The sequence below is a fragment of the Bacillus sp. IBL03825 genome, from assembly GCF_024712505.1.
Taxonomy (GTDB): Bacteria; Bacillota; Bacilli; order Bacillales; family Bacillaceae_G; genus Bacillus_A; species Bacillus_A wiedmannii.
Genome location: NZ_JAMXKE010000001.1, coordinates 4,145,145 through 4,170,083, shown reverse-complemented (window position 1 = coordinate 4,170,083; position 24,939 = coordinate 4,145,145). Strand labels below are relative to the sequence as shown.

Sequence of the window (24,939 nt, the reverse complement as noted above, 5' to 3'; positions counted from 1 at the left end):
TCGTAAGATGGAAATAGCAACTATTTCTATTAGTAAATGAAATGCATTTTCTAATAGAGTACATCGTATTTTTACAGTCAATCTAGTTTTAGTGACGAGAATCTGTAAAAACGGGACAAACAAGAGTATGGGAGTGGATTTTACATGTTTAAAATTCAAGAAGTTCGTGAATTAATTAAATTAATTGATAGCTCTAATATTGATGAATTTGAATACAAAAAAGATGGTACGACAATCAAAATGAAAAAGCGTGGTAATGAAGTTGTTGCGGTGCAAGCACCTGTAGCAAAACAAGTCGTACAACCAGTAGCACCTGTTGAAGTTGAAACAACAGTAGCGGCAGCACAAGTGGAAGTACCAAAACAAGAAGAGAAAAAAGCGGTTCAAAATGAAAACCTACATAAAATTACATCACCAATGGTAGGTACATTCTATTCTTCATCTTCGCCTGATACACCTGCATATGTAAGTGTAGGAGACAGAGTATCAAAAGATTCTATCGTATGCATTGTCGAGGCTATGAAGTTATTTAACGAAATCGATGCAGATGTAGATGGTGAAATTGTTGAGATTCTTGTTAATAATGGACAGCTTGTTGAGTATGGACAACCGCTATTTCTTGTAAAAGCGTAATAAGGGAGTCTTTGTGATGATAAAAAAAGTATTAATAGCCAATCGTGGGGAAATTGCTGTACGAATTATTCGTGCTTGTAAAGAAATGGATATTGAAACGGTCGCAATTTATTCAGAAGCAGATAAAGAGTCACTTCACGTACAAATTGCTGATGAGGCGTATTGTGTAGGGCCAACGATTTCGAAAGAAAGCTATTTAAATTTGACGAATATTATTAGTGTTGCGAAGTTAACAGGCTGCGACGCTATTCATCCAGGATACGGATTTTTAGCAGAGAATGCAGATTTTGCAGAGCTATGCCGTGAATGTAACTTAATTTTTATCGGTCCAAGTCCAGAAGCTATTTCAAAGATGGGCACAAAAGACGTTGCTCGTGATACAATGAAAGAAGCAGGGGTTCCGATTGTACCAGGTTCACAAGGGATTATTAAAAATACCGAAGAAGCGATCGAGCTTGCTAATCAAATTGGATATCCAGTTATTATTAAAGCGACTGCAGGTGGCGGCGGAAAAGGTATTCGTGTTGCACGCCATGAAGAAGAGCTTGTAAAAGGAATTCAAATTACACAGCAAGAAGCTAGTACCGCTTTTGGGAACCCTGGTGTATACTTAGAAAAGTACGTTGAAGATTTCCGCCATGTTGAGATTCAAATAATGGCAGATACACATGGAAATGCCATTCATTTAGGAGAGCGTGATTGTACAATTCAGCGCCGCTTGCAAAAACTACTAGAAGAAAGTCCATCACCTGCACTTGATGAAAATGTTCGTAAGCAGATGGGTGATGCGGCAGTTAAAGCGGCGGTAGCGGTTGATTATACAGGTGCTGGTACGGTTGAGTTTATTTATGAATATAGAACGAAAAGCTTTTATTTCATGGAGATGAATACGAGAATTCAAGTTGAGCATCCAGTTACAGAAATGGTAACAGGGATGGATTTAATTAAAGAACAAATTCGTGTTGCTTCTGGAGAAAAGTTATCGTTACAGCAAGAAGAAGTACAATTTAATGGTTGGGCAATTGAATGCCGAATTAATGCGGAAAACCCTGCCAAAAAATTTATGCCATCTCCAGGTAAAGTAGAAATGTACTTGCCACCAGGCGGATTTGGTATTCGCGTCGATTCAGCTGTATATCCGGGATATTCAATCCCACCTTTCTATGATTCGATGGTTGCTAAATTAATTGTTCACGGAAAAACACGTGAAGAGGCAATTGCAAAAATGAAGCGTGCACTCAGTGAGTTTGTCATTGAAGGCGTACATACAACAATCCCGTTCCATTTGCAATTGCTAGATCATCCTGATTTTGTAAAAGGTGAGTTTAATACGAAATTTTTGGAAGAGCATGAACTTGTGACGCAGTGATACATTAAAGGAGGTTTTTTTCATGGCTGAACATATGTTAGATATGGGTCAAGATACAACTCTTGGTAAAGTAGAAATTGCACCAGAAGTAATTGAAGTAATCGCAGGTATTGCAGCTGCTGAAGTAGAAGGTGTAGCGGCAATGCGTGGTAATTTTGCTACAGATGTTGTTGAGAAGTTAGGTAAGAAAAATCATGGTAAAGGTGTAAAGGTTGAATTAGCAAACGAAGATATTATCGTTGACCTTTATGTTGTAATGTATTTTGGCGTAGCAATTCCAGTTGTTGCACAAAAGATTCAAGACAACATTCGTCAGGCACTCTTTACAATGACAGGGCTTGAGCCAAAAGAAGTGAATGTTCACATCGTTGGCGTAACATTCGAAACACAAAAAACAGAAATCGAACCAGTGTAAGAATGAAAAGGTGCCTAGTAACATAGGCACCTTTTTTATCGTTTCATTTCTTCACAAATTAAAACCCTCTAATTATTATACTATTTCAAAAAATAAGAAATCAAAAAGAAGATGTTTCGTTTTTCCAAAAAACGTACATTGTGATAAGATATGGAACTTGAAGTTAATCTTTTTATTATTTTTCAGCCTTGTAACCCGTGTGTGAAACGATAAATTGTGTTATTATCATTGTATTATAAGGTTGGAAAATCAATGAAAACTGTAAGAGTAAGTGAATTGACGGCTTATAAATTATAATAATATAACAAAGCATAAGGAAAGACTTGAAGCATAAAGGAGAGTTACAATGAAACGTAGGACGGCTAGAGAAAGAGCTATGCAAGCATTATACCAAATGGATATTACAGGTGAATTAGAACCGAAAGTAGCGGTGGAAAACACGCTAGATGAAGGTGAAGAAACAAATGAGTTTCTAGAATCACTTGTAGTAGGTTTTGTAGAAAATAAAGAAGTAATTGATGAAGCGATTCGTCAAAACTTAAAAAAATGGAAGCTGGAGCGTATTAGTATTGTTGATCGCAGTATTTTACGTGTAGCTGTGTATGAAATGAAATACATGGAAGAAATTCCACACAACGTAACAATTAACGAAGCGATTGAAATTGCTAAAACATTTGGGGATGAGGAATCTCGTCGTTTTATTAACGGCGTTTTATCTAATATAAAAGATACACTGTAATTTCTTTAAGGGGGAATCTTAAAATGGTAGCAGTAATCATCAAAGGAAATGAAGTTGCGGAGAAAAAACGAGCACAATTAACAGAAGAAGTTGTGAAGTTGAAAGAGCAAGGGATTGTACCAGGATTAGCAGTTATTCTAGTTGGAGAAGATCCAGCATCTCGTTCTTATGTAAAAGGAAAAGAAAAGGGCTGTGAACAAGTAGGAATCTATTCAGAGCTAATTGAACTTCCTGAAACAATTACTGAGGAGCGTTTGCTTGCTGAAATCGATCGCTTAAATGGCGATGACCGTATTAATGGCATTTTAGTGCAATTACCTTTACCAAAACATATTGAAGAAAAAGCTATCATTGAAAGAATTTCACCAGAAAAAGATGTAGATGGATTTCACCCAATCAGCGTGGGACGTATGATGACGGGACAAGATACATTCCTTCCATGTACACCGCACGGTATTGTAGAATTAGTAAAAGAAACAAATCTTGATATCTCGGGAAAACATGTTGTAGTAATTGGAAGAAGTAATATTGTCGGCAAGCCAGTGGGGCAATTGTTCTTAAATGAAAATGCAACTGTCACATATTGTCATTCTAAAACGCAAAATATGAAAGAGTTAACGAAGTTAGCTGATATTTTAATCGTAGCTGTTGGACGACCTAAAATGGTAACAGCTGATTATATTAAAGAAGGAGCGGTTGTAATCGACGTTGGTGTGAACCGTTTAGAAACAGGTAAACTTTGTGGTGATGTTGATTTTGACAACGTGTTAGATGTTGCAGGTTACATTACACCTGTGCCAAGGGGTGTTGGTCCAATGACGATCACAATGCTTCTTCATAATACTGTTGAATCTGCTAAGCGTGTAGGTGTCGTTTGTAAATAATTTGAGTCGGCTATGAGGAGAGAGAAATGGAAAAACAATATTTAACCGTTACAGCGTTAACACGCTATATAAAAACAAAAATAGAATATGATCCGCATTTGCAGTCTGTTTGGTTAAAAGGTGAAATTTCCAACTTTAAAAATCATAGTCGTGGCCACATGTACTTTACATTGAAAGATGAAAATGCAAGAATCGCAGCGGTTATGTTTGCGGGTCATAATCGTAATATTAAATTCAGACCTGAAAATGGGATGAAGGTACTTGTGAAAGGGAAAATTTCCGTTTACGAGGCGAGTGGTTCTTATCAAATTTATATTCAAGACATGCAGCCTGACGGAGTCGGAAACCTGCATTTAGCTTACGAACAATTAAAGGTTCGTTTAGAGGAAGAAGGTTTGTTTTCTCAAGTTTATAAAAAAACAATTCCTCCTTATGCTAAAACAATAGGTGTGATTACGTCGCCAACAGGGGCAGCGATTCGTGATGTTATAACAACGATTAAACGTCGTTATCCAATTGGAAATGTTATTGTGTTTCCGGTACTTGTACAGGGGGAGTCAGCAGCTCCCTCAATTGTACAAGCGATTCGTACAGCGAATGAAATGGGAGAGATAGATGTCCTAATCGTTGGGCGAGGGGGAGGCTCTATTGAAGAGTTATGGGCTTTCAATGAAGAAATGGTAGCAAGGGCAATCTTTAAGAGTGAGATCCCTATTATTTCGGCAGTAGGCCATGAAACGGACTTTACAATTGCGGATTTTGTTGCCGATTTACGTGCGCCAACACCGACTGCAGCAGCTGAGCTGGCAGCGCCTAACATTATAGAGTTACAAGAAAAGGTATTACAAAGAACTCTAAGATTGCAAAGAGCAATGAGAGAGTTAGTACATAAAAAAGAAGAAAAACTACAAGTATTGCAAAAATCTTATGCGTTCCGTTATCCAAGACAAGTATATGAGCAAAAAGAAGAGCAATTAGATAGAGCGTTAGAACAGCTTGTTTTAGCGAAAGAGCGCTATATTGATAAAAAGGTAAATCAGTTAAAACAGCTTTCATTTTATTTAGAGAAGCACCACCCAGCTCAAAAAATTATGCAAACGAAGGTAGCGGTTGAAACATTGCAAAAGCAATTGCAACGTGAAATGCAAACATTACTTCAGACGAAAGAATTTGCTTTTGTAAGAGCTGCTCAAAAACTTGAAGCGTTAAGTCCGCTTAAAGTAATGATGAGAGGGTACGGGCTTGTATATGATGAAGAGAAGCAAGTGTTAAAAAGTGTGAAAGATGTCAGCCTTGGAGATGCTGTTTCAGTTCAATTACAAGATGGAATACTAGATTGTAGCGTATCAGGCATAGAGGAGCGTGAATTGAATAATGGAAAATAAATTAAGCTTTGAAGAGGCAATTTCGCAACTTGAGCACCTCGTTTCTAAGCTAGAGCAAGGTGACGTACCTTTAGAAGAAGCAATTTCTTATTTTAAAGAGGGTATGGAATTATCTAAGCTTTGTGATGAGAAGTTGAAGAACGTACAAGAACAAATGGCAGTTATTCTTGGGGAAGATGGAGAGCTTGAACCGTTTACTGCTTTAGGAGATGAAGCATAGTGACTATTGCTTTTGATACTTTTTTGAAAGAAAGTAAAACTTTCGTAGAAGAGAAGCTTGTAAGCTATGCAAATGAATTACAATGTCCAAATGTACTTCGTGAAGCGATGGCATATTCTTTGGAGGCAGGTGGAAAGCGTCTCCGCCCGTTACTTTTATTTGCGACATTACAAGCGTTTGGTAAAGAAAGAAATCTTGGAATAGGTGCAGCTTGTGCTCTTGAAATGATACATACATACTCGTTAGTTCATGATGATTTACCTTGTATGGATGATGATGATTTAAGAAGAGGTAAGCCCACAAATCATAAAGTATTTGGTGAAGCGATGGCAGTTTTAGCAGGCGATGGTTTGTTGACGTATGCTTTTCAAATTATTATGGCATATGAACAAAAGGAAATCTCTGCTGAAAAAAAAGTAAGACTTGTACTTGAGCTTGCAAAAGCGGCAGGACCAGAAGGAATGGTTGGCGGACAGGTGGCAGATATGGAAGCTGAAGGGAAACAGCTTACGATGGATGAGTTGGAGTATATTCATAAGCATAAGACTGGGAAACTACTTGAATTCGCTGTGCTTGCAGGATCGATACTTTCTGATGCCACAGAAGAACAAGAAGAAAAGTTACTTGCGTTTGCAAAATATATCGGCCTAGCTTTCCAAATTCGAGATGATATTTTAGATGTGGAAGGAACCGAAGAAGAGATTGGAAAACCAATTGGTAGTGATGTTTCCAACGAAAAGAGCACATATACGACGTTATTTACTGTAGATAGAGCAAAGGATATTTTAGAAGAAACAATTGCAAAAGCAAAAGGTGCTATTGGTTCCTTGCAATTACAAGATGAATATTTACTATCTATTTGCGATTTGATTGCAAAACGTAATAACTAATATAACAGCGTTTCCATTTGTTGAGTCATTCATCATTTTATGATATAAATGTAGGAAAAGGTTTTTCTTTTCTTGTTATTGGCAAAAATATATGTAGATTACATTGCCGTTATCACTTCGTGTTAGCGGCTATTTTTTTCATCGCCTAAAGAAATATGGTTTATAATGGGATTAGGGCGCAATAGACTGGTTAATTGCAGGACAAGGTGAAAAATAAAAAAAGATAATTTCTTGTTTTGTGTAAATGTTTTTTATAATATTTGACATGTTGACAGATTATGAAATGAAAGTGAGTGATCCATGTGGATCTAACGCAAATTCAAAACCCTAGTTTTTTGAAAGATATGTCTATCGGTGAACTAGAGGGATTGAGTGAGGATATTCGTAAGTTTTTAATTGAAGAGCTCTCTCAAACAGGTGGACATATTGCACCTAATTTAGGTGTAGTAGAACTCACAATTGCTCTGCATAAATTATTTGATAGTCCGAAAGATAAATTTTTATGGGACGTAGGACATCAATCCTATGTACATAAAATTTTAACAGGACGTGCAAAGGAATTCGGTACATTAAGGCAATATCAAGGTCTATGTGGTTTCCCAAAACGTTGCGAGAGTGAGCACGATGTATGGGAAACTGGCCATAGCTCGACATCATTATCTGCTGCAATGGGAATGGCTCTAGCACGTGATTTAAAGAAAACGAAAGAATATGTTATACCAATCATTGGAGATGGTGCTCTAACAGGCGGAATGGCTTTAGAGGCATTGAACCATATTGGACATGAAAAAACAGACATGATTGTTATTTTGAATGATAATGAAATGTCAATTGCACCAAACGTTGGTGCGCTTCATAATGTACTTGGACGTCTACGTACCGCAGGGAAATACCATTGGGTAAAAGATGAACTAGAGTATATATTAAAGAAAATCCCAGCAGTCGGTGGGAAAGTTGCTGCGACAGCAGAGAAAATAAAAGATAGTCTTAAATATCTACTAGTATCCGGTGTCTTTTTCGAAGAATTAGGCTTTACATATTTAGGTCCAGTTGATGGGCACGATTATGAAAAGTTATTCGAAACGTTGCAATACGCAAAGAAAACAAAAGGCCCAGTGCTTGTTCATGTTATTACGAAAAAAGGAAAAGGTTATAAACCAGCTGAGAGTGATGTTATTGGAACTTGGCATGGAACAGGACCTTATAAAATTGAATCAGGTGACTTCGTTAAACCGAAAGAGGTTGCACCAGCATGGAGTGCTGTTGTTAGTGATACAGTACTTAAGCTAGCAAGAACGGATGAGCGTATCGTTGCAATTACACCTGCAATGCCTGTTGGATCGAAACTTGAGAAATTCCAAAAAGAATTCCCGGATCGTATGATTGATGTAGGTATTGCAGAACAACATGCTACAACAATGGCAGCGGGTATGGCAACGCAAGGAATGAAGCCATTCTTAGCGATTTATTCAACATTTTTACAAAGAGCATATGACCAAGTTGTTCATGATATATGCCGCCAAAATTTAAATGTCTTCATCGGAATCGATCGCTCTGGATTAGTAGGAGCAGATGGTGAAACGCATCAAGGTGTATTTGACATCTCATTCTTACGCCACTTGCCGAATATGGTAATTATGATGCCGAAAGATGAAAATGAAGGGCAACATTTAGTATATACGGCGATGCAATATGAAGATGGACCAATCGCATTACGTTATGCGCGTGGTAATGGACTTGGTGTTCCTATGGATGAAGAATTAAAGGCGATTCCAATCGGTTCATGGGAAACGTTAAAAGAAGGTAAACAAGCGGCTATTTTAACATTTGGTACGACAATACCAATGGCAATGGAAGCAGCTGAGCGTCTTGAAAAGGCTGGAGTTTCAGTGAAAGTAGTGAACGCTCGCTTTATTAAACCGATGGATGAAGCATATTTACATGATCTCTTAGGGAAAAATATACCGATTTTAACGATTGAAGAAGCTTGCTTAATTGGTGGTTTTGGAACGGGAGTAGTTGAATTTGCGTCTGAGAACGGGTACCATAGTGCGTTAATTGAACGAATGGGTATTCCAGATCGTTTCATAGAGCACGGTAGTGTAACAAAATTATTAGAAGAAATCGGTTTAACGACAGATGCTGTTGTAGACCGTATTCATACAATGATTCCATCAAAACAAAAAAGGGCGTAACAAATGAGTGCAAAAAAAGAAAGAGTAGATGTACTATTAGTAGAGCGAGGACTTATAGAAACACGTGAGAAAGCAAAACGCGCCGTTATGGCTGGACTTGTATATGCGAATGAGATGAGACTTGATAAGCCAGGAGAGAAGATCCCACAAGATACAGAGATTACGGTGAAGGGCCAAGTTATGCCGTATGTAAGCCGTGGTGGTTATAAACTTGAAAAGGCATTAGAGACATTTCACCTGGATTTACAAGATAAAGTTATGATAGATATTGGTTCATCAACTGGTGGCTTTACAGATTGTGCGCTTCAAAACGGAGCGAAATTATCTTATGCATTAGATGTAGGATACAATCAACTTGCGTGGAAATTGCGTCAAGATGAGCGTGTTGTCGTAATGGAACGGACAAACTTCCGTTACGTGACACCAGCAGACTTAGAACGTGGTTTACCGCAATTTGCTAGTATCGATGTGTCATTTATATCATTAAAGCTTATACTGCCGGTTTTAAAAACAATGCTTATGCCTAATGGGGATGTAGCAGCGTTAATTAAACCGCAGTTTGAAGCTGGAAGAGAGCAAGTTGGGAAAAAAGGTATCGTTCGTGATCGAAAAGTACATGAGGCTGTCGTAGAAATGATTGTCGACTTTGCTATAAAAGAAGGATACGACGTAGAAGGTTTAACATTCTCACCAATTACGGGCGGGGATGGTAATATTGAATTTTTAATTCATCTGAAATGGCATGGTGAACGTGAGAATGGCGAAAATCATTCTCCAGTTTCTGTTGAGCAAGTAGTTACAGAGGCGCATGATGTCCTAAAACAAAAAGGAAAAGGGGAATAACATATGTTATTCCTCTTTTTGTTGTAATTGTATAATGATTGTAAAAACAATTGTGTACAAGCAACGAATTATAAGTTAACATAAATAAGTGAAGTATACCAATGTTTAAACTATGGTAAGAGATAGTGTGAGGTGCAAATGTATGAATAAAGGTCAGCGCCATATTAAAATCAGGGAAATTATTGCGAACAAAGAAATTGAAACACAAGATGAATTAGTTGATATTTTACGTAATGAGGGATTTAATGTAACGCAAGCAACAGTATCGCGCGATATTAAAGAACTGCACTTAGTGAAAGTGCCATTACATGATGGTCGCTATAAATATAGCTTGCCAGCAGATCAACGATTTAATCCGTTACAAAAATTAAAACGCAATCTAGTGGATTCATTTGTAAAATTAGACACGGCAGGACATATGCTTGTGCTAAAAACATTGCCTGGTAACGCTCATTCACTTGGAGCACTTATTGATCATTTAGAGTGGGATGAGATCATCGGAACCATCTGTGGTGATGATACTTGCTTAATTATTTGCCGTACACCTGAAGATACAGGTGTTGTCTCTGATCGTTTCTTAAATATGCTGTAATAAAAAAATCTTGTTTGCTTTCCTCTGTAAAGTGGAAAGTGAACAGGATTTTTTTATTGGTTAAAAATGTGAATTCTTAATTGTAATATAATATTTTCTTTGAATAAAATTAGAAAATAGGTGGATTGACCCGTAAAACGAATGTTTGGTACAATGGAGCGGTTAGAAAAGTAATTTATACATACAAACATATAGTATGACTATTTGAATGAAGAACTGAGAAAAGCCCTTAATAGGGGATTAGTTTATAACGAGGTGAATGGGGCATTGTTATCGGAATTATCGATTAGAAACTTTGCTATTATTGAGGCATTAAATATTTCTTTTCAAAAAGGGTTAACGGTTTTAAGTGGTGAAACAGGGGCCGGAAAATCGATTATTATTGATGCGATTAGTTTACTTGTAGGGGGTCGTGGTTCAGCGGAATTTGTTCGATACGGAACAGAAAAAGCTGAGATAGAAGGGCTATTTTATGTAGAAGATGATAAGCATCCGTGTATTGAAAAGGCAGAAGAGTTGGATATAGAAATAGAAGACGGCATGATTATTTTGAAGCGTGATATCGCTGCAAATGGAAAAAGTGTATGTCGTGTAAATGGGAAACTGGTCACCCTTAGTATATTAAAGGAAATTGGAAAAACACTTGTTGATATTCATGGGCAGCACGAAACACAAGATTTAATGAATGAAGAGCGTCATATGTTTATGCTTGATCATTTTGATGGAGATCGCATTGTTAAACAATTGGGTATATATCAAAATGTATACGCTGACTATGAGAAATTAAAAAAACAGTTGAAATCGTTAAGTGAAAATGAACAACAAATGGCGCATCGCTTAGATTTAATTCAATTCCAGCATGAAGAAATCAGTAAGGCGGATTTAAAGATGGATGAAGAAATTGAATTAACTGAAGAACGATTGCAAATTTCTAATTTTGAAAAAATTTACAAAGCATTAGGCGATGCATATCGCTCATTAAGCGCTGACGGACAAGGTTTAGATAATGTAAGAAGTGCAATGGGACAAATGGAGAGTATTACACATTTAGATGAAGTGTATCAAGAAAATCATGATTCAATTGCAAATAGCTACTACTTATTAGAAGAAGTTGCGTATCAACTTAGAGAAAAGCTCGATATGATGGAATATGATCCGAATCGTTTAGACGAAATTGAAACGCGTTTAAATGAAATTCGTATGCTAAAGAGAAAATATGGAAATACTGTAGAAGAGATTTTAGCGTATGCTGATAAAATTGAACAAGAAATTTTTACGATTGAAAATAAAGACGTTCATATTGAAACGACGAAGAAGCAATTAAAGGAATTAGAAAGTGTTATTCTGCAAGAAGCAACGTCCTTAAGTAATATGCGTCATGAGCTTGCAGAGCATCTTACAAATGCCATTCATCAGGAATTAAAAGAATTATATATGGAGAAAACAAAATTTGAAGTTAGAATCATGAAGAGAGAAGGAAATGCTGAAGAGCCTCTTGTTGAGGGTGCCCCGGTAAGGCTTACAGCGGATGGCTACGATCATGTGGAATTTTATATTTCAACAAATCCAGGTGAGCCGCTAAAACCACTTTCAAAGGTCGCTTCTGGCGGAGAGTTATCTCGTATTATTTTAGCTTTAAAAAGCATTTTTTCTAAGCATCAAGGTGTTGCATCTGTTATTTTTGATGAAGTGGATACTGGTGTAAGTGGTCGAGTTGCACAGGCTATTGCGGAAAAGATTTATCGAGTATCAGTAAACTCGCAAGTACTTTGTATTACGCACTTACCTCAAGTAGCTTCAATGGCGGATTCACATTTATTTATTCGAAAACAAGTAGCGAATGATCGGACAATTACATCAGTTACCGTTTTAACTATGGAGGATAAAGTAACAGAAATAGCTCGAATGATTTCTGGTGTGGAAATTACAGATTTAACGACAGAACATGCGAAAGAATTACTTACGCAAGCGCATCATTTTAAACAGACAGCAGAGGCTATCCAGTAATGGATAGCTTTTTTTCTCAAATAATGATTTCTTAATTCTTCCGGTTATAAATAAAGCACTGCAAGGAGAGATTAAAAAGTGAAGCCAAGAGGCTGAATGTGGGGTAGGAGCGAGGAGAGTGAACAAATTGAGATTAGAAAGATTTCGCAAAATAATAGGTCTTTGTCTCCTTGTTTCTTTAGTTTTTATTGGGTGTTTTAAACCGCTTCGGACGTTTATTTCATCCCCGAAGCAACTTGTTGTTTTTGAAGGACAACAATCAGAAATAGCTTCATTACCAGTTTTTCAAGCTTCATCTACAGATCGTCATGTGTTTACAGTAAGTTCCAATGAACAAAAACAAGGACTTATGGTAAATCCTCATCAAAATGGTGAAGCAGATATGGTGTTTCAGCTTGCTGGTTTTCCAGTGAAAAAAGTAAATGTGAAAGTATTGAAAGATTTTAAAGTTATTCCAGGTGGACAATCAATTGGTGTGAAGTTAAATACAAAAGGGGTACTTGTTGTAGGGCATCATTTAATTCAAACTGAAAAAGGGAAAGTCTCTCCTGGTGAAACAGCTGGTGTGCAAATTGGAGATATGATTACTGAAATTAATGGTAAAACAATTGAAAGAATGAGTGATGTAGCACCATTTATTCATAATAGTGGTGAAACAGGCGAACCGCTTAATCTTGTTTTGCTAAGAGATGGGAAACATATCCGCACTAAGTTAACACCACAAAAAGACAGTGGAGAATCGTCTTATCGAATTGGTTTATATATTCGTGATTCGGCAGCTGGAATCGGAACAATGACATTTGTTCATCCTGATTCTATGAAATATGGGGCACTTGGTCATGTCATCTCTGATAACGATACGAAAAAGCCGATTCAAGTCGAAGATGGACAAATTATGCGTTCGACAGTTACATCAATTGAAAGAGGTAGTCATGGGAATCCAGGAGAGAAATTAGCGAGGTTCTCACCAGATCGTGAAGTGATTGGTAATATTACAATAAATAGTCCATTCGGTATATTCGGAAAATTAAATACAAATATACCAAATGGCGTAATGGATAAAGCGATGCCTATTGCACTATCTCATCAAGTGAAAGAGGGACCGGCAAAAATATTAACAGTTATTGATAAAGATAAAGTGGAAGCGTTTGATATTGAAGTTGTAAGTACAGTACCGCAAAAGTTCCCAGCTACAAAAGGCATGGTAATAAAAGTAACAGACAAACGTTTATTAGCGAAAACGGGTGGTATCGTACAAGGCATGAGCGGAAGTCCAATTGTACAAAACGGGAAAGTAATTGGTGCTGTTACACATGTATTTGTAAATGATCCAACATCAGGATATGGTGTTCATATTGAATGGATGTTACATGAGGCTGGAATTAACATTTATGAGCAAGAAAGAAAAGCGAGCTAATTATTAATTAGCTCGCTTTTCTGTTGAAAAATTCGTTGAAATTTTGTAAAAGCTCCGCAAGAGGTGTTTTTTGTTGTAAAATAAAAGAAAAGGGTTGAACGTTTCGTTGTATTTCTATGATGGAATGTGTTGCGAAAGGGAATAAATGAACGATAAACATATTTTTTTGTGATTTTATCGGAAAGTAACAAACTTTAAAAGGGAATTTTCACACAATTGTCGAACAATTCATGTAGCCTAGAAGGATACACATGTCGGAGAATCGATTCGGTAAGGGAGGAAAAGCTGTGGAGAAAATTAAAGTATGTCTTGTGGATGATAATAAAGAATTAGTATCAATGTTAGAGAGTTACGTAGCTGCTCAAGATGATATGGAAGTAATTGGTACTGCTTATAATGGTCAAGAGTGTTTAAATTTATTAAATGATAAGCAGCCGGATGTACTTGTTTTAGACATTATTATGCCACATTTAGATGGTTTAGCTGTACTAGAGAAAATGCGACATATTGAAAGGCTAAGACAGCCTAGCGTAATTATGTTGACAGCATTTGGACAAGAAGATGTGACGAAAAAAGCAGTTGACTTAGGTGCTTCATATTTCATATTAAAACCATTTGATATGGAGAATTTAACGAGTCATATTCGTCAAGTGAGCGGTAAGGCGAACGCTACCATTAAACGTCCACTTCCATCTTTCCGTTCAGCAACTACAATAGATGGAAAACCGAAAAACTTAGACGCGAGCATTACGAGTATCATTCATGAAATCGGTGTGCCTGCTCATATTAAAGGGTATATGTACTTAAGGGAAGCAATCTCTATGGTGTACAATGATATCGAATTACTTGGATCTATTACGAAAGTATTGTATCCAGATATCGCGAAGAAATATAATACAACAGCAAGCCGCGTCGAGCGTGCAATCCGTCACGCAATTGAAGTAGCATGGAGTCGTGGGAATATTGATTCTATTTCGTCCTTATTCGGTTATACAGTATCCATGTCAAAAGCAAAACCTACGAATTCCGAGTTCATCGCAATGGTTGCGGATAAGCTGAGACTTGAACATAAGGCTAGCTGAGAGTAAAGATAGTAAGGGATTTAAGTTTTAGTAAAGCTTAATCATTCTTTAAATTTATACTCGATATTAAATGTAAAACCAATGAACTTTTTATTTAATGACCAATGAATTTTAGAATTCGTTGGTCTTTTTATTTGCTTTGATTTAAGGATTTTGAAGGAATGCATATGTATATAAAAAATGCAGTGAAAATAGGGTGTGCACAGGAAATACGTGGGTTTGACATCATAATCTCTATAACGTATCATTGATTGGGAAAATTTAGAAATATAGGAGAATGGATGAATGACTTTAAAAAAAATAGTGAATCGAGCTTACCCACTCATTGTTATGACGGTGTTTTTATCTATATTTTCAATGATAGTAAGTAAATTTTTTATCCCCAAAACAATTTTGATGAGTGGTGAATTTCCTTATCCGACTGAGGAGTATACTCCTGAAAAAGTCGGTGCTGTTATAGCGGTGACGTTGCTTTTATTTGCGCTCTTTTTTATGTATTATAAGTGGGTTATTAATAAAATGAAAAGAACACACACAAATATTATGATTACTTTAGGTAGTATAATCATTTTGATGATGGAAATATTTATTACTTCCATAGCATTTAACCCTGTTATAGGAGATTATGCCATCCTTAAACAAGGGATTGTCTCTGTGTTTAATGGAGATGATCAATTCTTAGAAATGGGACAGCTTCTATTTTATCCATATAATACACATATCGTATTATTAGGAGGATATTTTGCTAGATTGGTAGGAAGTGTAGATTTAGCGATAAAAATATTACCGATAGCCTGTATAACAGGTAGTATTATTTTAAATGTATTGATTGTAAGGAAAATTACAAACTTTAAAGTTGCTCACATATCGATCGTGTTATCTGTGCTAAACATTTTTATATATTGGCAGGCACCAGTTTTCTATACGCATACATTAGTAATATTTTTTATTTCAGCAACGATGTATACATATTTGTGCTTGAAAACGGCGGAAACAAAAAGAATGAAGATTATTTTATGGATTTTATTAGGGGGTTTCGCAGCTTGTACTTATATTATAAGACCAACCGCATTGGCTGTAGCTTTAGCGATTTTAATTGAAAATATTTTAAAGTTTCGTAAGGAATATTCTATAAAGGTGTTAAGTAGTGTTTTATTTTGTTTAATCCTTATTGTAAGTTTTAAAGGTATAACGACAAAGTTAAATCTCAGCACCGATAATGAAATTGAAAAAATTCCATTCACTCATTGGGTGAAAATGGGGCTGAACAAAGATACGTATGGTGTGTGGAATCAGGCAGATGCAGATTATATTGATGATGAAAACATAAAGAATACGAAGGATTTGAATGAACACAATAAAGAAGTTATAGTGCAGCGTTTCAGTGAACTTGGTGTAACGGGTTATGTACAACATTTAAATGAAAAAATAACTAGAGAATGGGTATCAAGTCAGTTCTCCATGTACCGTATTGGAGAATGGTTTGAGCAGAAGAATGACACGATAACTAATTACGTATCGAACTATAGTACAACGAATTATGAAATCGTTACTATATATTCGTATGTTATCAAATTATTCGTTTATGTAGCTGTTCTGGCGGCTATTATTCTTTATAAAAAGAAAGATGAAAATGAATCGGAAGTTATACGAATTGCGATGATTAGTACATTAGGAGTATTTACTTTCTTGTTACTATGGGAAACAGCTCCTCATTATACGTATGAAGCATTTGCATTTATGAATATTCCAGCTTCTTTAGGGTTGTATAAATTGTTTATGATTTTTAACAAAGAAAAAAATGCATAATTTGAGTAATTGAAACAAGTAGTAAGAACCCCCTTCTTTTATTAAAAGAGGGGGGTTTCATTTAATTGAATATAAATGTTTTGAGAAAAGATTACATGGAATCATAGTGCATCTGTTAAAGGGTTTTAGCAGGGAAGTCATCCGTGATATAATAGAAAATAATAAAAAGCCCTGCAAAACAGGACTGTATTATTCTTCGTCTTTATTTTGTTTTTCTAATTCAACTAACTTTTGAATTAAAATGTGCTGCGGCATATGCATAAGTTGTTCAAGTGGAACACCTAATGCTTTTGATAGGCGGACTGCAGTGTCTGGAGAAATTTGTAATGGTCTCATAGAAGTACCTCCTTTTTCGTATAGTATAGCATAAGATTGGGGGAGTGAGGATGACTCTTATATTTGCACATCGTGGTGCAGCGGGAACGTACCCAGAAAATACAATGATTTCATTTGAAGCGGCTGAATCTTTTAGAGCAGATGGAATTGAGCTTGATGTTCAATTAACGAAAGATGGAAAAGTTGTCGTCATTCATGATGAAACAGTGGACCGGACAACAAATGGAAAAGGTGCGGTTCGTAATTATTTATATGAGGATTTATGTAAATTAGATGCGAGCTATAAATTCGGTGATAAAGTAGGTTTTTGTAAAATACCTCTTTTAGAAGAGGTGTTAGAATGGATTGAAAAAACAGAGTTGCTACTTAATATTGAACTTAAAAATAATAAAATTCCATACAGAGGTTTAGAGGAAGAAGTTATAACGCTTGTACGGAAATGTAATCTAGAAAATCGTGTTATATTTTCTTCATTTAATCACTACAGTATGAAAAGGTGTCATATGATGGCTCCTGATATTCAAACAGCGATTTTATATCGCGAAGGTTTGCATAGTCCATGGGCATATGCGAAAAAAATGGGCGCTACAGCAGTGCATCCTAATTATCGTTATCTTCAAGAAGCCGTTGCTGAATTAACGATGGAGAGTGGTGTAGAGGTTCGCCCTTATACAATTAATGAAGAAACGCTTATGCGTAAATATTTTGATATGAATATTTCGGCGATTATTACTGATTATCCTGAAACAGCAAGAATGTTATTGCCAATAAAAAAATGAGACCGAGTGTAACGGTCTCATTTTTTATTTATAAATAGTGGGGCTTTCCTATCTTCTAAAGCGAGCTTGTACTTTATTTCGTTTACGGTCTCGGTGTAAGACGAAGCCACCAAAAATATAAAACCCGAGCGCGAAGCAAAGAGCGCCAATTAAAAATTGTAACCACAGTATAGAGAGTGGAGGAAATAGAATCCCGAATACAGTATCTCTCATTAACTTAATGCCAAACACAGCTAATGAAATAGGGATGAGTGCTAATGATAGAGCAAGGTAACGCTGCATATAAACGCTCCTTTTCAGATTATTTTGTTTATTTCAATGATGTTATATGAAAAGGGGGTTTGTCAAGAGGGGGCTGAACGAGTAAGATAAGGGTGTGAAAAATTTTGCAGAGATACTTCGAGAGGAAGTGTAATATATGAAACAAAAAGTTTTAATTGTTGGTGCAGGTGAAGGTGGCAGTACACTGCTGAATCTGTTGCAAAGTTCGAATATATTTCAAATTATAGGGATTATTGATATAAATCCGATAGCGAAGGGATTACAAATGGCTAAGGAATACGGGGTTACAATTGGAGAGAGTGTAACGCCGTTTCTTTCTATGCATATTGATGTAATGTTTGATATGACGGGTGACGATGATTTACATAAAGATTTAATAAAGAAAAAGCATAAAGATACTCTTCTTATACCAGGTGATATTGCGAAAATTGTTACGAGATTAGCACATGAGAAGGAAGGTTTAATTGGAAAGTTAGAAGAACAGACGCAGCAAGGGGATTTAATTTTAAATTCTACGCATGACGGTATGATTGTGATTGATCGAGATGGACAAGTACGCCTATTTAATAAAAGTGCAGAGCGTATTATCGGATATAAAAAAGAAGATGCGGTAGGGAAATATATTTTAGAAGTTATTCCGACTAGTAAGTTGCTTCGTATTATACGTACGAAACAAATAGAAGTAAATTATGAACTGACATTAGAGAATGAAAAGAAAATTATTACAACCCGTATTCCAATATTAAAAGAGGGAGGAGAAGTACAAGGGGCATTTGCGATTTTTAAAGATATAACAGAGGTTGTAGATCTTGCGGAAGAAGTTACAGATTTAAAGGAGATTCAAACGTTACTTGAGGCGATTATCAACTCGTCTGAGGAAGCAATTTCGGTCGTGGATGAAAAGGGAAGAGGATTAGTAATTAACCCTGCGTATACGAAATTAACAGGTTTAACGGAAGAGGACATTATTGGGAAACCGGCTACAACTGATATTGTAGAAGGTGAAAGTATGCATATGAAAGTACTTCGAACGCGTAGGGCGGTACGCGGAATACATATGAAGATTGGACAAAAGAAGCGTGATGTAATTGTAAACGTAGCGCCAGTTATAGTGGATGGGATATTGAAAGGAAGCGTTGGTGTAATTCGTGACGTATCAGAAATTCAAAAGTTAACAAATGAATTGAATAGGGCAAGGCAAATTATTCGAACGTTAGAAGCGAAATATTCATTTGATGACATTGTCGGAAATTCAGATGAAACAACGGCTGCTATTGAGCAGGCGAAACTTGGGGCGAATACACCAGCAACAGTATTGCTACGCGGAGAATCCGGAACGGGTAAAGAATTGTTTGCACATGCAATTCATAATGGAAGTAATCGAAAATATAATAAATTCGTCCGGGTAAACTGTGCTGCTATTTCCGAGACTTTATTAGAAAGTGAATTATTCGGTTATGAGGAAGGTGCATTCTCAGGAGCAAAAAGAGGCGGAAAACGAGGTTTTTTTGAGGAAGCGAATAACGGTAGTATCTTTTTAGATGAAATAGGAGAATTGTCTGCAAATACGCAAGCGAAACTCCTTCGCGTGTTGCAAGAAAAAGAAATTGTAAAAGTTGGTGGAACGAAAGCGATACCTATAAATGTCCGGGTAATTGCAGCAACACATGTGAATTTAGAAAAGGGCATTCTAGAAGGAGGGTTTAGAGAGGATTTATATTATCGATTAAATAAAATTCCAATTCAAATTCCGTCTCTTCGTCAGCGAAAAGGAGATATACCGGCAATTGCAGACAGGTTGATTCAAAAAATTAACCAAGATTATGGCCGGAATGTAGAGGGGCTCACTGATTCGGCTATTTCATATTTACAATCATATGAATGGCCAGGAAATGTGAGAGAGCTTGAAAACATTTTAGGACGAGCTATTATCTTTATGAATTATAACGAAATATATATTGATGTCCATCATTTACCACCTTTACATACAGAAGAGCAGACTGAGGTAAAACAAAATAACTTATTACCTGAATTAGAAGAAAAGCCACTTGAACATTTAGTGACAGAGTTTGAAGGGCATATCATTCATGAATGTTTAGAGAGGTTTGATGGAAATAAAACAAAAACTGCAAGAGCGTTAGGAATTTCGGTTCGAAATTTATATTACAAGCTAGAAAAGTATGAGTGTGCAAAAAATAGCATGCAATAAATTGCGTACCATGCAATTTATTGCATGGTATACAAAATACGACAAAACAAGACAGAATGTTTTGTTATTTTCCAAAGTATTGATTTTACTGCATTTTGAATGCGTTTTCATTATTGGTAAGACCACTTTTGAAAGTTGGCACGGTATTTGCTTTATAAATAGACGAGGGACGACGGAAAGGGTTGATTACAAAATATGAAGTTAGAACACTTAATTGATCAAGCAGCAGGACAGCCTAAAAAAACTGTGGCTGTAGCAGTAGCTGAAGATCATGAAGTAATTGAAGCTGTAGCGAAAGCAATTAAATTACAGCTAGCTCAATTTCGTCTATATGGAAATCAAGAAAAAATAATGGGGATGCTACAAGAACATGGTTTACAAACTTCAGAACACATTGAAGTGATTGCAGCAGCGTCAAGTGCTGAGGCTGCTGAACTTTCTGTTAAAGCTGTAAGAAATGGCGAAGCAGATGTTCTTATGAAGGGAAACATCCCAACAGCAAATATTTTGAAAGCTGTATTAAATAAAGAGTGGGGACTTCGTAAAGGTAGCGTACTTTCACACGTTGCAGCATTTGAAGTTCCAAATTACGATCGTCTTATCTTTGTTACAGATGCAGCGATGAACATTGCACCTGATGTAACACAAAAAGCTGCTATTATACAGAATACTGTAGAAGTTGCCCAGGCAATAGGAATAGATTTGCCGAAGGTAGCACCAATTGCAGCGGTAGAGGTTGTTAATCCTGCGATGCAAGCGACAATTGATGCCGCGATGTTAACTCAAATGAATCGCCGCGGACAAATTAAAAATTGTGTCGTTGATGGACCACTTGCTTTAGATAATGCAGTATCACAAATTGCAGCAGAACATAAAGGCATAGTAAGTGATGTAGCAGGTAAGGCAGACATTTTACTCGTCCCAACGATTGAAGCTGGAAATGTGCTATACAAATCACTCGTATACTTTGCGGATGCAAAAGTAGGAGCTATGATTGCTGGCGCAAAAGCACCGATTGTTTTAACATCTCGTGCTGATTCAGCAGAAACAAAAGTATATTCATTAGCATTGGCAGTTACGACTGCTTCAAAATAAACCAAACAGGGTAAATCACTAGGGGGAAACGACAATGACATTAGAAATCTTCGAATACTTAGAAAAATATGATTATGAGCAAGTAGTATTTTGTCAAGATAAAGAATCTGGTTTAAAAGCAATCATTGCAATTCATGATACAACACTTGGACCAGCTCTTGGTGGAACAAGAATGTGGACATATGATTCTGAAGAAGCGGCGATTGAAGATGCATTGCGTCTTGCAAAAGGGATGACATACAAAAATGCAGCAGCTGGCTTAAACTTAGGTGGTGCGAAAACAGTAATTATCGGTGATCCACGTAAAGATAAGAGTGAAGCGATGTTCCGTGCATTAGGACGATACATTCAAGGACTAAACGGACGTTACATTACAGCTGAAGATGTTGGTACAACAGTAGATGATATGGATATTATTCACGAAGAAACTGATTTTGTAACAGGTATTTCACCATCATTCGGTTCTTCTGGTAACCCATCTCCAGTAACTGCATACGGTGTTTATCGTGGTATGAAAGCAGCTGCGAAAGAGGCTTTCGGTACTGATAATTTAGAAGGAAAAGTAATTGCTGTTCAAGGTGTTGGTAACGTAGCATATCACCTATGCAAACATTTACACGCTGAAGGAGCAAAATTAATCGTTACAGATATTAATAAAGAAGCTGTACAACGCGCGGTAGAAGAATTCGGTGCATCGGCAGTTGAGCCAAATGAAATTTACGGTGTTGAATGTGATATTTACGCACCATGTGCATTAGGCGCAACAGTTAATGACGAAACTATTCCACAACTTAAAGCAAAAGTAATCGCAGGTTCTGCAAATAACCAATTAAAAGAAAATCGTCACGGCGACATGATTCATGAAATGGGTATTGTATACGCACCAGACTATGTTATTAATGCTGGTGGTGTAATTAACGTAGCAGACGAATTATATGGATACAATAGAGAACGTGCACTAAAACGTGTTGAGTCTATTTATGACACAATTGCAAAAGTAATCGAAATTTCAAAACGTGATGGCATAGCAACTTATGTAGCAGCAGATCGTCTAGCTGAAGAGCGCATTGCAAGCTTGAAAAACTCTCGTAGCACATACTTACGCAACGGTCACGACATTATTAGCCGTCGCTAATCATTCATATATTACTTTTACAAAAGGTGTGGTTACCTCTTATGAGGTTTCCACCTCCTTTTGAATTTATTAGTGGAGGTAGCAACAGTGTCTTTAAATCGAATTCTTGTTATTAATCCGGGTAGTACATCCACAAAAATTGGTGTTTTTGATAATGAAAGACCTGTTTTAGAAGAAACTATTCGTCATGACGAAGAACAAATTGGAAAATATAAGAGAATTATCGATCAATATGAGTTTCGCAAAGAAACGATTTTAGAAGTTCTACATTCTCACGGTATTAACATTTCAAAATTAAACGCAGTTTGTGGGCGTGGGGGATTACTTCGTCCAATCGAAGGCGGAACATACACAGTAAACGATTCGATGTTAGAAGATTTAAAAAATGGGTTTAGCGGTCATCATGCTTCAAACCTTGGAGGCATTTTAGCATATGAAATCGCTTCTGGATTAAATATTCCGGCATTCATAGTAGATCCTGTCGTTGTAGATGAAATGGAGCCGATTGCTCGTATAAGCGGTATTGCTGGTATGGAACGTAAAAGTATTTTCCATGCATTAAACCAAAAAGCGGTTGCTCGTAAAGTGGCTGAAGAATTAAATCACAAATACGAGGATTTAAATTTATTAGTTACACATATGGGTGGCGGTATTACAGTTGGTGCTCATAAAAAAGGAAAAGTTATTGATGTGAATAACGGCTTAAACGGAGAAGGACCATTTAGTCCAGAGCGTGCGGGTACAGTACCGGTAGGGCAATTAGTTGAGATGTGTTTCTCTGGTGAGTATTACCGTGACGAAATGGTTAAAAAACTTGTTGGACAAGGTGGACTTGTAAGCCTAATCGGTACAAATGATGCGATCAAAGTAGAACAAATGGTTGAAAAAGGTGATCCGGAAGCAACTCTTATTTATAAAGCAATGGCATATCAAGTTGCAAAAGAGATTGGCGGAGCTAGCGCTGTACTTCACGGGAAAATCGATGCAATCGTTTTAACTGGTGGACTTGCGTACAGTAAAATTCTTGTTGATGAAATAAAAGAACGTGTTGACTGGATTGCAGATGTTATCGTACATCCAGGGGAAGATGAATTACAAGCATTAGCAGAAGGAGCACTTCGTGTATTACGTGAAGAAGAAGCACCGAAAGAGTATGTTGTACGAGAAAAACAAACAGTAGCTAGGGGTTGAGATAATGGCAAGAGAATATGATTTAGTCATCGTTGGCGGCGGTACTGGTGGATATGTTGCTGCTATTCGAGCATCACAACTAGGTTTAAAAACTGCACTTGTTGAAAAAGAAAATCTTGGTGGTACTTGTTTGCACAAAGGATGTATTCCTAGTAAAGCTCTTTTACGTAGTGCGGAAGTATACGCAACTGCTAAAAAAAGCGAAGAGTTCGGAGTTATTGCAAGTAATGTAGAACTAAACTTTGCGAAAGTGCAAGAGCGTAAAGAGAAGATTGTAACACAACTTCATAAAGGTGTTCAACACTTAATGAAACAAGGTAAAATTGATGTGTTTGAAGGTATCGGCCGTATTCTTGGCCCATCTATTTTCTCTCCAATGCCAGGGACAATTTCAGTTGAACTTGCAAGTGGAGAAGAGAATGAAATGTTAATTCCAAAAAATGTACTTGTTGCAACAGGTTCTCGTCCAAATTCATTACCAGGTTTAGAATTAGACGGAGAGTATGTAATGTCTTCCGATCATGCCCTAAGAATGGAAACGCTTCCTAGCTCAATTATTATCGTTGGTGGCGGTGTAATCGGTATTGAGTGGGCATCTATGCTTGCTGACTTCGGTGTAGAAGTTACAGTATTAGAGTATGCGAAAACGATATTACCACTAGAAGATCAGGACGTTTCAAAAGAAATGCAACGTCTATTCAAGAAAAAAGGTATTAAAGTGGTAACTGGTGCAAAAGTATTACCAGAAACATTGGTAAAAGATAATGGAGTAACAATTCAAGCTGAACATAACGGTGAGAATAAAGAATTTAAAGCAGAAAAAATGCTTGTATCTGTAGGAAGACAAGCCAATACGCAAAATATTGGTTTAGAGAATACGGATATCGTTGTGGAAAAAGGATACATTCAAACAAATGAGTTTTATCAAACGAAAGAATCTCATATTTACGCAATTGGAGATGTAATCGGTGGCTTACAACTTGCTCACGTTGCTTCTCATGAAGGAATAGTTGCAGTAGAACATATTGCTGGTAAAGAAGTTACACCAATTGATTACTCTATGGTATCAAAATGCGTATATAGCAGTCCGGAAGTTGCTTCTGTCGGTTTAACAGAGCAAGAAGCGAAAGAAAAAGGCTATAAGTTAAAAGTAGGTAAGTTCTCATTCCGTGCAATCGGAAAAGCACTTGTATACGGCGAATCAGATGGTTTCGTAAAACTTGTAGTTGATGAAGAAACAAATGACATTCTTGGTGTTCATATGATTGGACCACATGTAACAGATATGATTTCTGAAGCTGGTCTTGCAAGAGTACTTGATGCAACACCGTGGGAAGTAGCACATACAATTCATCCGCATCCATCATTATCTGAGGCGATTGGTGAAGCAGCATTAGCTGTAGATGGAAAAGCGTTGCACGCATAAAAATGT

General features: G+C 36.7%; 23 protein-coding genes. 21 read left to right on the top strand and 2 right to left on the bottom strand.

Features of this window, described 5'->3' with window-relative positions:
* Nucleotides 1-144: 144 nt before the first annotated feature.
* From accB to NHG49_RS21210, 15 genes are all read left to right on the top strand, one after another.
* Entirely contained in the window at nt 145-633 is a 489-nt protein-coding gene (accB, locus tag NHG49_RS21280; protein WP_000472874.1) for an acetyl-CoA carboxylase biotin carboxyl carrier protein, read from the top strand.
* Between the two features lie 16 nt (nt 634-649).
* Complete coding sequence (accC, locus tag NHG49_RS21275; protein WP_000592872.1) at nt 650-2,002, top strand: acetyl-CoA carboxylase biotin carboxylase subunit; 1,353 nt, start codon at nt 650-652, stop codon at nt 2,000-2,002.
* Between the two features lie 22 nt (nt 2,003-2,024).
* The gene (locus NHG49_RS21270) at nt 2,025-2,417 is read left to right on the top strand and encodes an Asp23/Gls24 family envelope stress response protein (protein WP_000807630.1); all 393 of its coding nucleotides are present in this window, start codon (nt 2,025-2,027) and stop codon (nt 2,415-2,417) included.
* A gap of 346 nt (nt 2,418-2,763) precedes the next feature.
* Nucleotides 2,764-3,156, top strand: coding sequence for a N utilization substance protein NusB (gene nusB, locus NHG49_RS21265; RefSeq protein ID WP_000830249.1), 393 nt, complete (start codon nt 2,764-2,766; stop codon nt 3,154-3,156).
* 23 nt (nt 3,157-3,179) lie between these two features.
* Nucleotides 3,180-4,040, top strand: coding sequence for a bifunctional methylenetetrahydrofolate dehydrogenase/methenyltetrahydrofolate cyclohydrolase FolD (folD, locus tag NHG49_RS21260; protein WP_064474827.1), 861 nt, complete (start codon nt 3,180-3,182; stop codon nt 4,038-4,040).
* 26 nt (nt 4,041-4,066) lie between these two features.
* A complete protein-coding gene (xseA, locus tag NHG49_RS21255) occupies nt 4,067-5,425 on the top strand; it encodes an exodeoxyribonuclease VII large subunit (RefSeq protein WP_000415269.1) in 1,359 nt (452 codons plus the stop codon).
* Nucleotides 5,415-5,645, top strand: a complete 231-nt coding sequence (gene xseB, locus NHG49_RS21250; RefSeq protein WP_000428423.1) for an exodeoxyribonuclease VII small subunit — start codon at nt 5,415-5,417, stop codon at nt 5,643-5,645. The genes xseA and xseB overlap by 11 nt, the downstream gene beginning before the upstream one ends.
* The gene (gene ispA / locus NHG49_RS21245; RefSeq protein ID WP_064474828.1) at nt 5,645-6,535 is read left to right on the top strand and encodes a (2E,6E)-farnesyl diphosphate synthase; all 891 of its coding nucleotides are present in this window, start codon (nt 5,645-5,647) and stop codon (nt 6,533-6,535) included. Before xseB ends, ispA begins: the two co-directional genes overlap by 1 nt.
* A gap of 302 nt (nt 6,536-6,837) precedes the next feature.
* The gene (gene dxs, locus NHG49_RS21240) at nt 6,838-8,730 is read left to right on the top strand and encodes a 1-deoxy-D-xylulose-5-phosphate synthase (protein ID WP_064474829.1); all 1,893 of its coding nucleotides are present in this window, start codon (nt 6,838-6,840) and stop codon (nt 8,728-8,730) included.
* 3 nt (nt 8,731-8,733) lie between these two features.
* On the top strand, nt 8,734-9,573 hold the full coding sequence (locus tag NHG49_RS21235; protein ID WP_001274751.1) for a TlyA family RNA methyltransferase: 840 nt from the start codon (nt 8,734-8,736) through the stop codon (nt 9,571-9,573).
* A 142-nt stretch (nt 9,574-9,715) separates the two neighbouring features.
* Nucleotides 9,716-10,165, top strand: a complete 450-nt coding sequence (argR, locus tag NHG49_RS21230) for an arginine repressor ArgR (protein ID WP_001032581.1) — start codon at nt 9,716-9,718, stop codon at nt 10,163-10,165.
* 267 nt (nt 10,166-10,432) lie between these two features.
* Nucleotides 10,433-12,172 (top strand): DNA repair protein RecN, encoded by a 1,740-nt coding sequence (gene recN / locus NHG49_RS21225; RefSeq protein ID WP_064474830.1) that lies wholly within the window; start codon nt 10,433-10,435, stop codon nt 12,170-12,172.
* A gap of 118 nt (nt 12,173-12,290) precedes the next feature.
* A complete protein-coding gene (gene spoIVB, locus NHG49_RS21220; RefSeq protein ID WP_002096319.1) occupies nt 12,291-13,589 on the top strand; it encodes a SpoIVB peptidase in 1,299 nt (432 codons plus the stop codon).
* Nucleotides 13,590-13,876: 287 nt separating this feature from the next.
* A complete protein-coding gene (spo0A, locus tag NHG49_RS21215) occupies nt 13,877-14,671 on the top strand; it encodes a sporulation transcription factor Spo0A (RefSeq protein ID WP_033656399.1) in 795 nt (264 codons plus the stop codon).
* A gap of 285 nt (nt 14,672-14,956) precedes the next feature.
* Nucleotides 14,957-16,480, top strand: a complete 1,524-nt coding sequence (locus tag NHG49_RS21210; RefSeq protein ID WP_098102844.1) for a glycosyltransferase family protein — start codon at nt 14,957-14,959, stop codon at nt 16,478-16,480.
* A gap of 189 nt (nt 16,481-16,669) precedes the next feature.
* Here NHG49_RS21210 and NHG49_RS21205 read toward each other — a convergent pair whose 3' ends face one another.
* On the bottom strand, nt 16,670-16,816 hold the full coding sequence (locus NHG49_RS21205; RefSeq protein WP_001247671.1) for a YycC family protein: 147 nt from the start codon (nt 16,814-16,816) through the stop codon (nt 16,670-16,672).
* Between the two features lie 50 nt (nt 16,817-16,866).
* On the opposite strand from NHG49_RS21205, the gene NHG49_RS21200 reads away from it, so the two are divergent.
* Complete coding sequence (locus NHG49_RS21200; RefSeq protein WP_088048130.1) at nt 16,867-17,595, top strand: glycerophosphodiester phosphodiesterase; 729 nt, start codon at nt 16,867-16,869, stop codon at nt 17,593-17,595.
* Nucleotides 17,596-17,643: 48 nt separating this feature from the next.
* On the opposite strand, the gene NHG49_RS21195 is transcribed toward NHG49_RS21200, so the two are convergent.
* Nucleotides 17,644-17,877, bottom strand: coding sequence for a DUF2627 domain-containing protein (locus NHG49_RS21195; protein WP_064474833.1), 234 nt, complete (start codon nt 17,875-17,877; stop codon nt 17,644-17,646).
* A gap of 136 nt (nt 17,878-18,013) precedes the next feature.
* Here NHG49_RS21195 and NHG49_RS21190 point away from each other — a divergent pair, with 136 nt between their 5' ends.
* From NHG49_RS21190 to lpdA, 5 genes are all read left to right on the top strand, one after another.
* Nucleotides 18,014-20,086 (top strand): sigma-54 interaction domain-containing protein, encoded by a 2,073-nt coding sequence (locus NHG49_RS21190; protein ID WP_064474834.1) that lies wholly within the window; start codon nt 18,014-18,016, stop codon nt 20,084-20,086.
* A 195-nt stretch (nt 20,087-20,281) separates the two neighbouring features.
* Nucleotides 20,282-21,181, top strand: a complete 900-nt coding sequence (gene yqiS, locus NHG49_RS21185; protein WP_088048131.1) for a phosphate butyryltransferase — start codon at nt 20,282-20,284, stop codon at nt 21,179-21,181.
* Between the two features lie 34 nt (nt 21,182-21,215).
* Nucleotides 21,216-22,316 (top strand): leucine dehydrogenase, encoded by a 1,101-nt coding sequence (locus NHG49_RS21180; protein ID WP_000171359.1) that lies wholly within the window; start codon nt 21,216-21,218, stop codon nt 22,314-22,316.
* Nucleotides 22,317-22,403: 87 nt separating this feature from the next.
* Nucleotides 22,404-23,507 carry a butyrate kinase gene (gene buk / locus NHG49_RS21175; protein WP_000056195.1) on the top strand — a complete coding sequence of 368 codons (1,104 nt, stop codon included), beginning with the start codon at nt 22,404-22,406 and terminating at the stop codon, nt 23,505-23,507.
* 4 nt (nt 23,508-23,511) lie between these two features.
* Nucleotides 23,512-24,933 (top strand): dihydrolipoyl dehydrogenase, encoded by a 1,422-nt coding sequence (lpdA, locus tag NHG49_RS21170; RefSeq protein ID WP_088048132.1) that lies wholly within the window; start codon nt 23,512-23,514, stop codon nt 24,931-24,933.
* The last annotated feature ends 6 nt before the right edge of the window (nt 24,934-24,939 follow it).

What these genes read in the sequence shown, in the direction of transcription:
- NHG49_RS21195 (WP_064474833.1), bottom strand. Translation starts at nt 17,877, where the DNA reads ATGCAGCGTTACCTTGCTCTATCATTAGCACTCATCCCTATTTCATTA.
- accB (WP_000472874.1), top strand. Translation starts at nt 145, where the DNA reads ATGTTTAAAATTCAAGAAGTTCGTGAATTAATTAAATTAATTGATAGC.
- folD (WP_064474827.1), top strand. Translation starts at nt 3,180, where the DNA reads ATGGTAGCAGTAATCATCAAAGGAAATGAAGTTGCGGAGAAAAAACGA.
- xseB (WP_000428423.1), top strand. Translation starts at nt 5,415, where the DNA reads ATGGAAAATAAATTAAGCTTTGAAGAGGCAATTTCGCAACTTGAGCAC.
- yqiS (WP_088048131.1), top strand. Translation starts at nt 20,282, where the DNA reads ATGAAGTTAGAACACTTAATTGATCAAGCAGCAGGACAGCCTAAAAAA.
- nusB (WP_000830249.1), top strand. Translation starts at nt 2,764, where the DNA reads ATGAAACGTAGGACGGCTAGAGAAAGAGCTATGCAAGCATTATACCAA.
- NHG49_RS21235 (WP_001274751.1), top strand. Translation starts at nt 8,734, where the DNA reads ATGAGTGCAAAAAAAGAAAGAGTAGATGTACTATTAGTAGAGCGAGGA.
- NHG49_RS21205 (WP_001247671.1), bottom strand. Translation starts at nt 16,816, where the DNA reads ATGAGACCATTACAAATTTCTCCAGACACTGCAGTCCGCCTATCAAAA.
- xseA (WP_000415269.1), top strand. Translation starts at nt 4,067, where the DNA reads ATGGAAAAACAATATTTAACCGTTACAGCGTTAACACGCTATATAAAA.
- NHG49_RS21180 (WP_000171359.1), top strand. Translation starts at nt 21,216, where the DNA reads ATGACATTAGAAATCTTCGAATACTTAGAAAAATATGATTATGAGCAA.
- NHG49_RS21190 (WP_064474834.1), top strand. Translation starts at nt 18,014, where the DNA reads ATGAAACAAAAAGTTTTAATTGTTGGTGCAGGTGAAGGTGGCAGTACA.
- NHG49_RS21200 (WP_088048130.1), top strand. Translation starts at nt 16,867, where the DNA reads ATGACTCTTATATTTGCACATCGTGGTGCAGCGGGAACGTACCCAGAA.
- argR (WP_001032581.1), top strand. Translation starts at nt 9,716, where the DNA reads ATGAATAAAGGTCAGCGCCATATTAAAATCAGGGAAATTATTGCGAAC.
- lpdA (WP_088048132.1), top strand. Translation starts at nt 23,512, where the DNA reads ATGGCAAGAGAATATGATTTAGTCATCGTTGGCGGCGGTACTGGTGGA.
- accC (WP_000592872.1), top strand. Translation starts at nt 650, where the DNA reads ATGATAAAAAAAGTATTAATAGCCAATCGTGGGGAAATTGCTGTACGA.
- NHG49_RS21210 (WP_098102844.1), top strand. Translation starts at nt 14,957, where the DNA reads ATGACTTTAAAAAAAATAGTGAATCGAGCTTACCCACTCATTGTTATG.
- NHG49_RS21270 (WP_000807630.1), top strand. Translation starts at nt 2,025, where the DNA reads ATGGCTGAACATATGTTAGATATGGGTCAAGATACAACTCTTGGTAAA.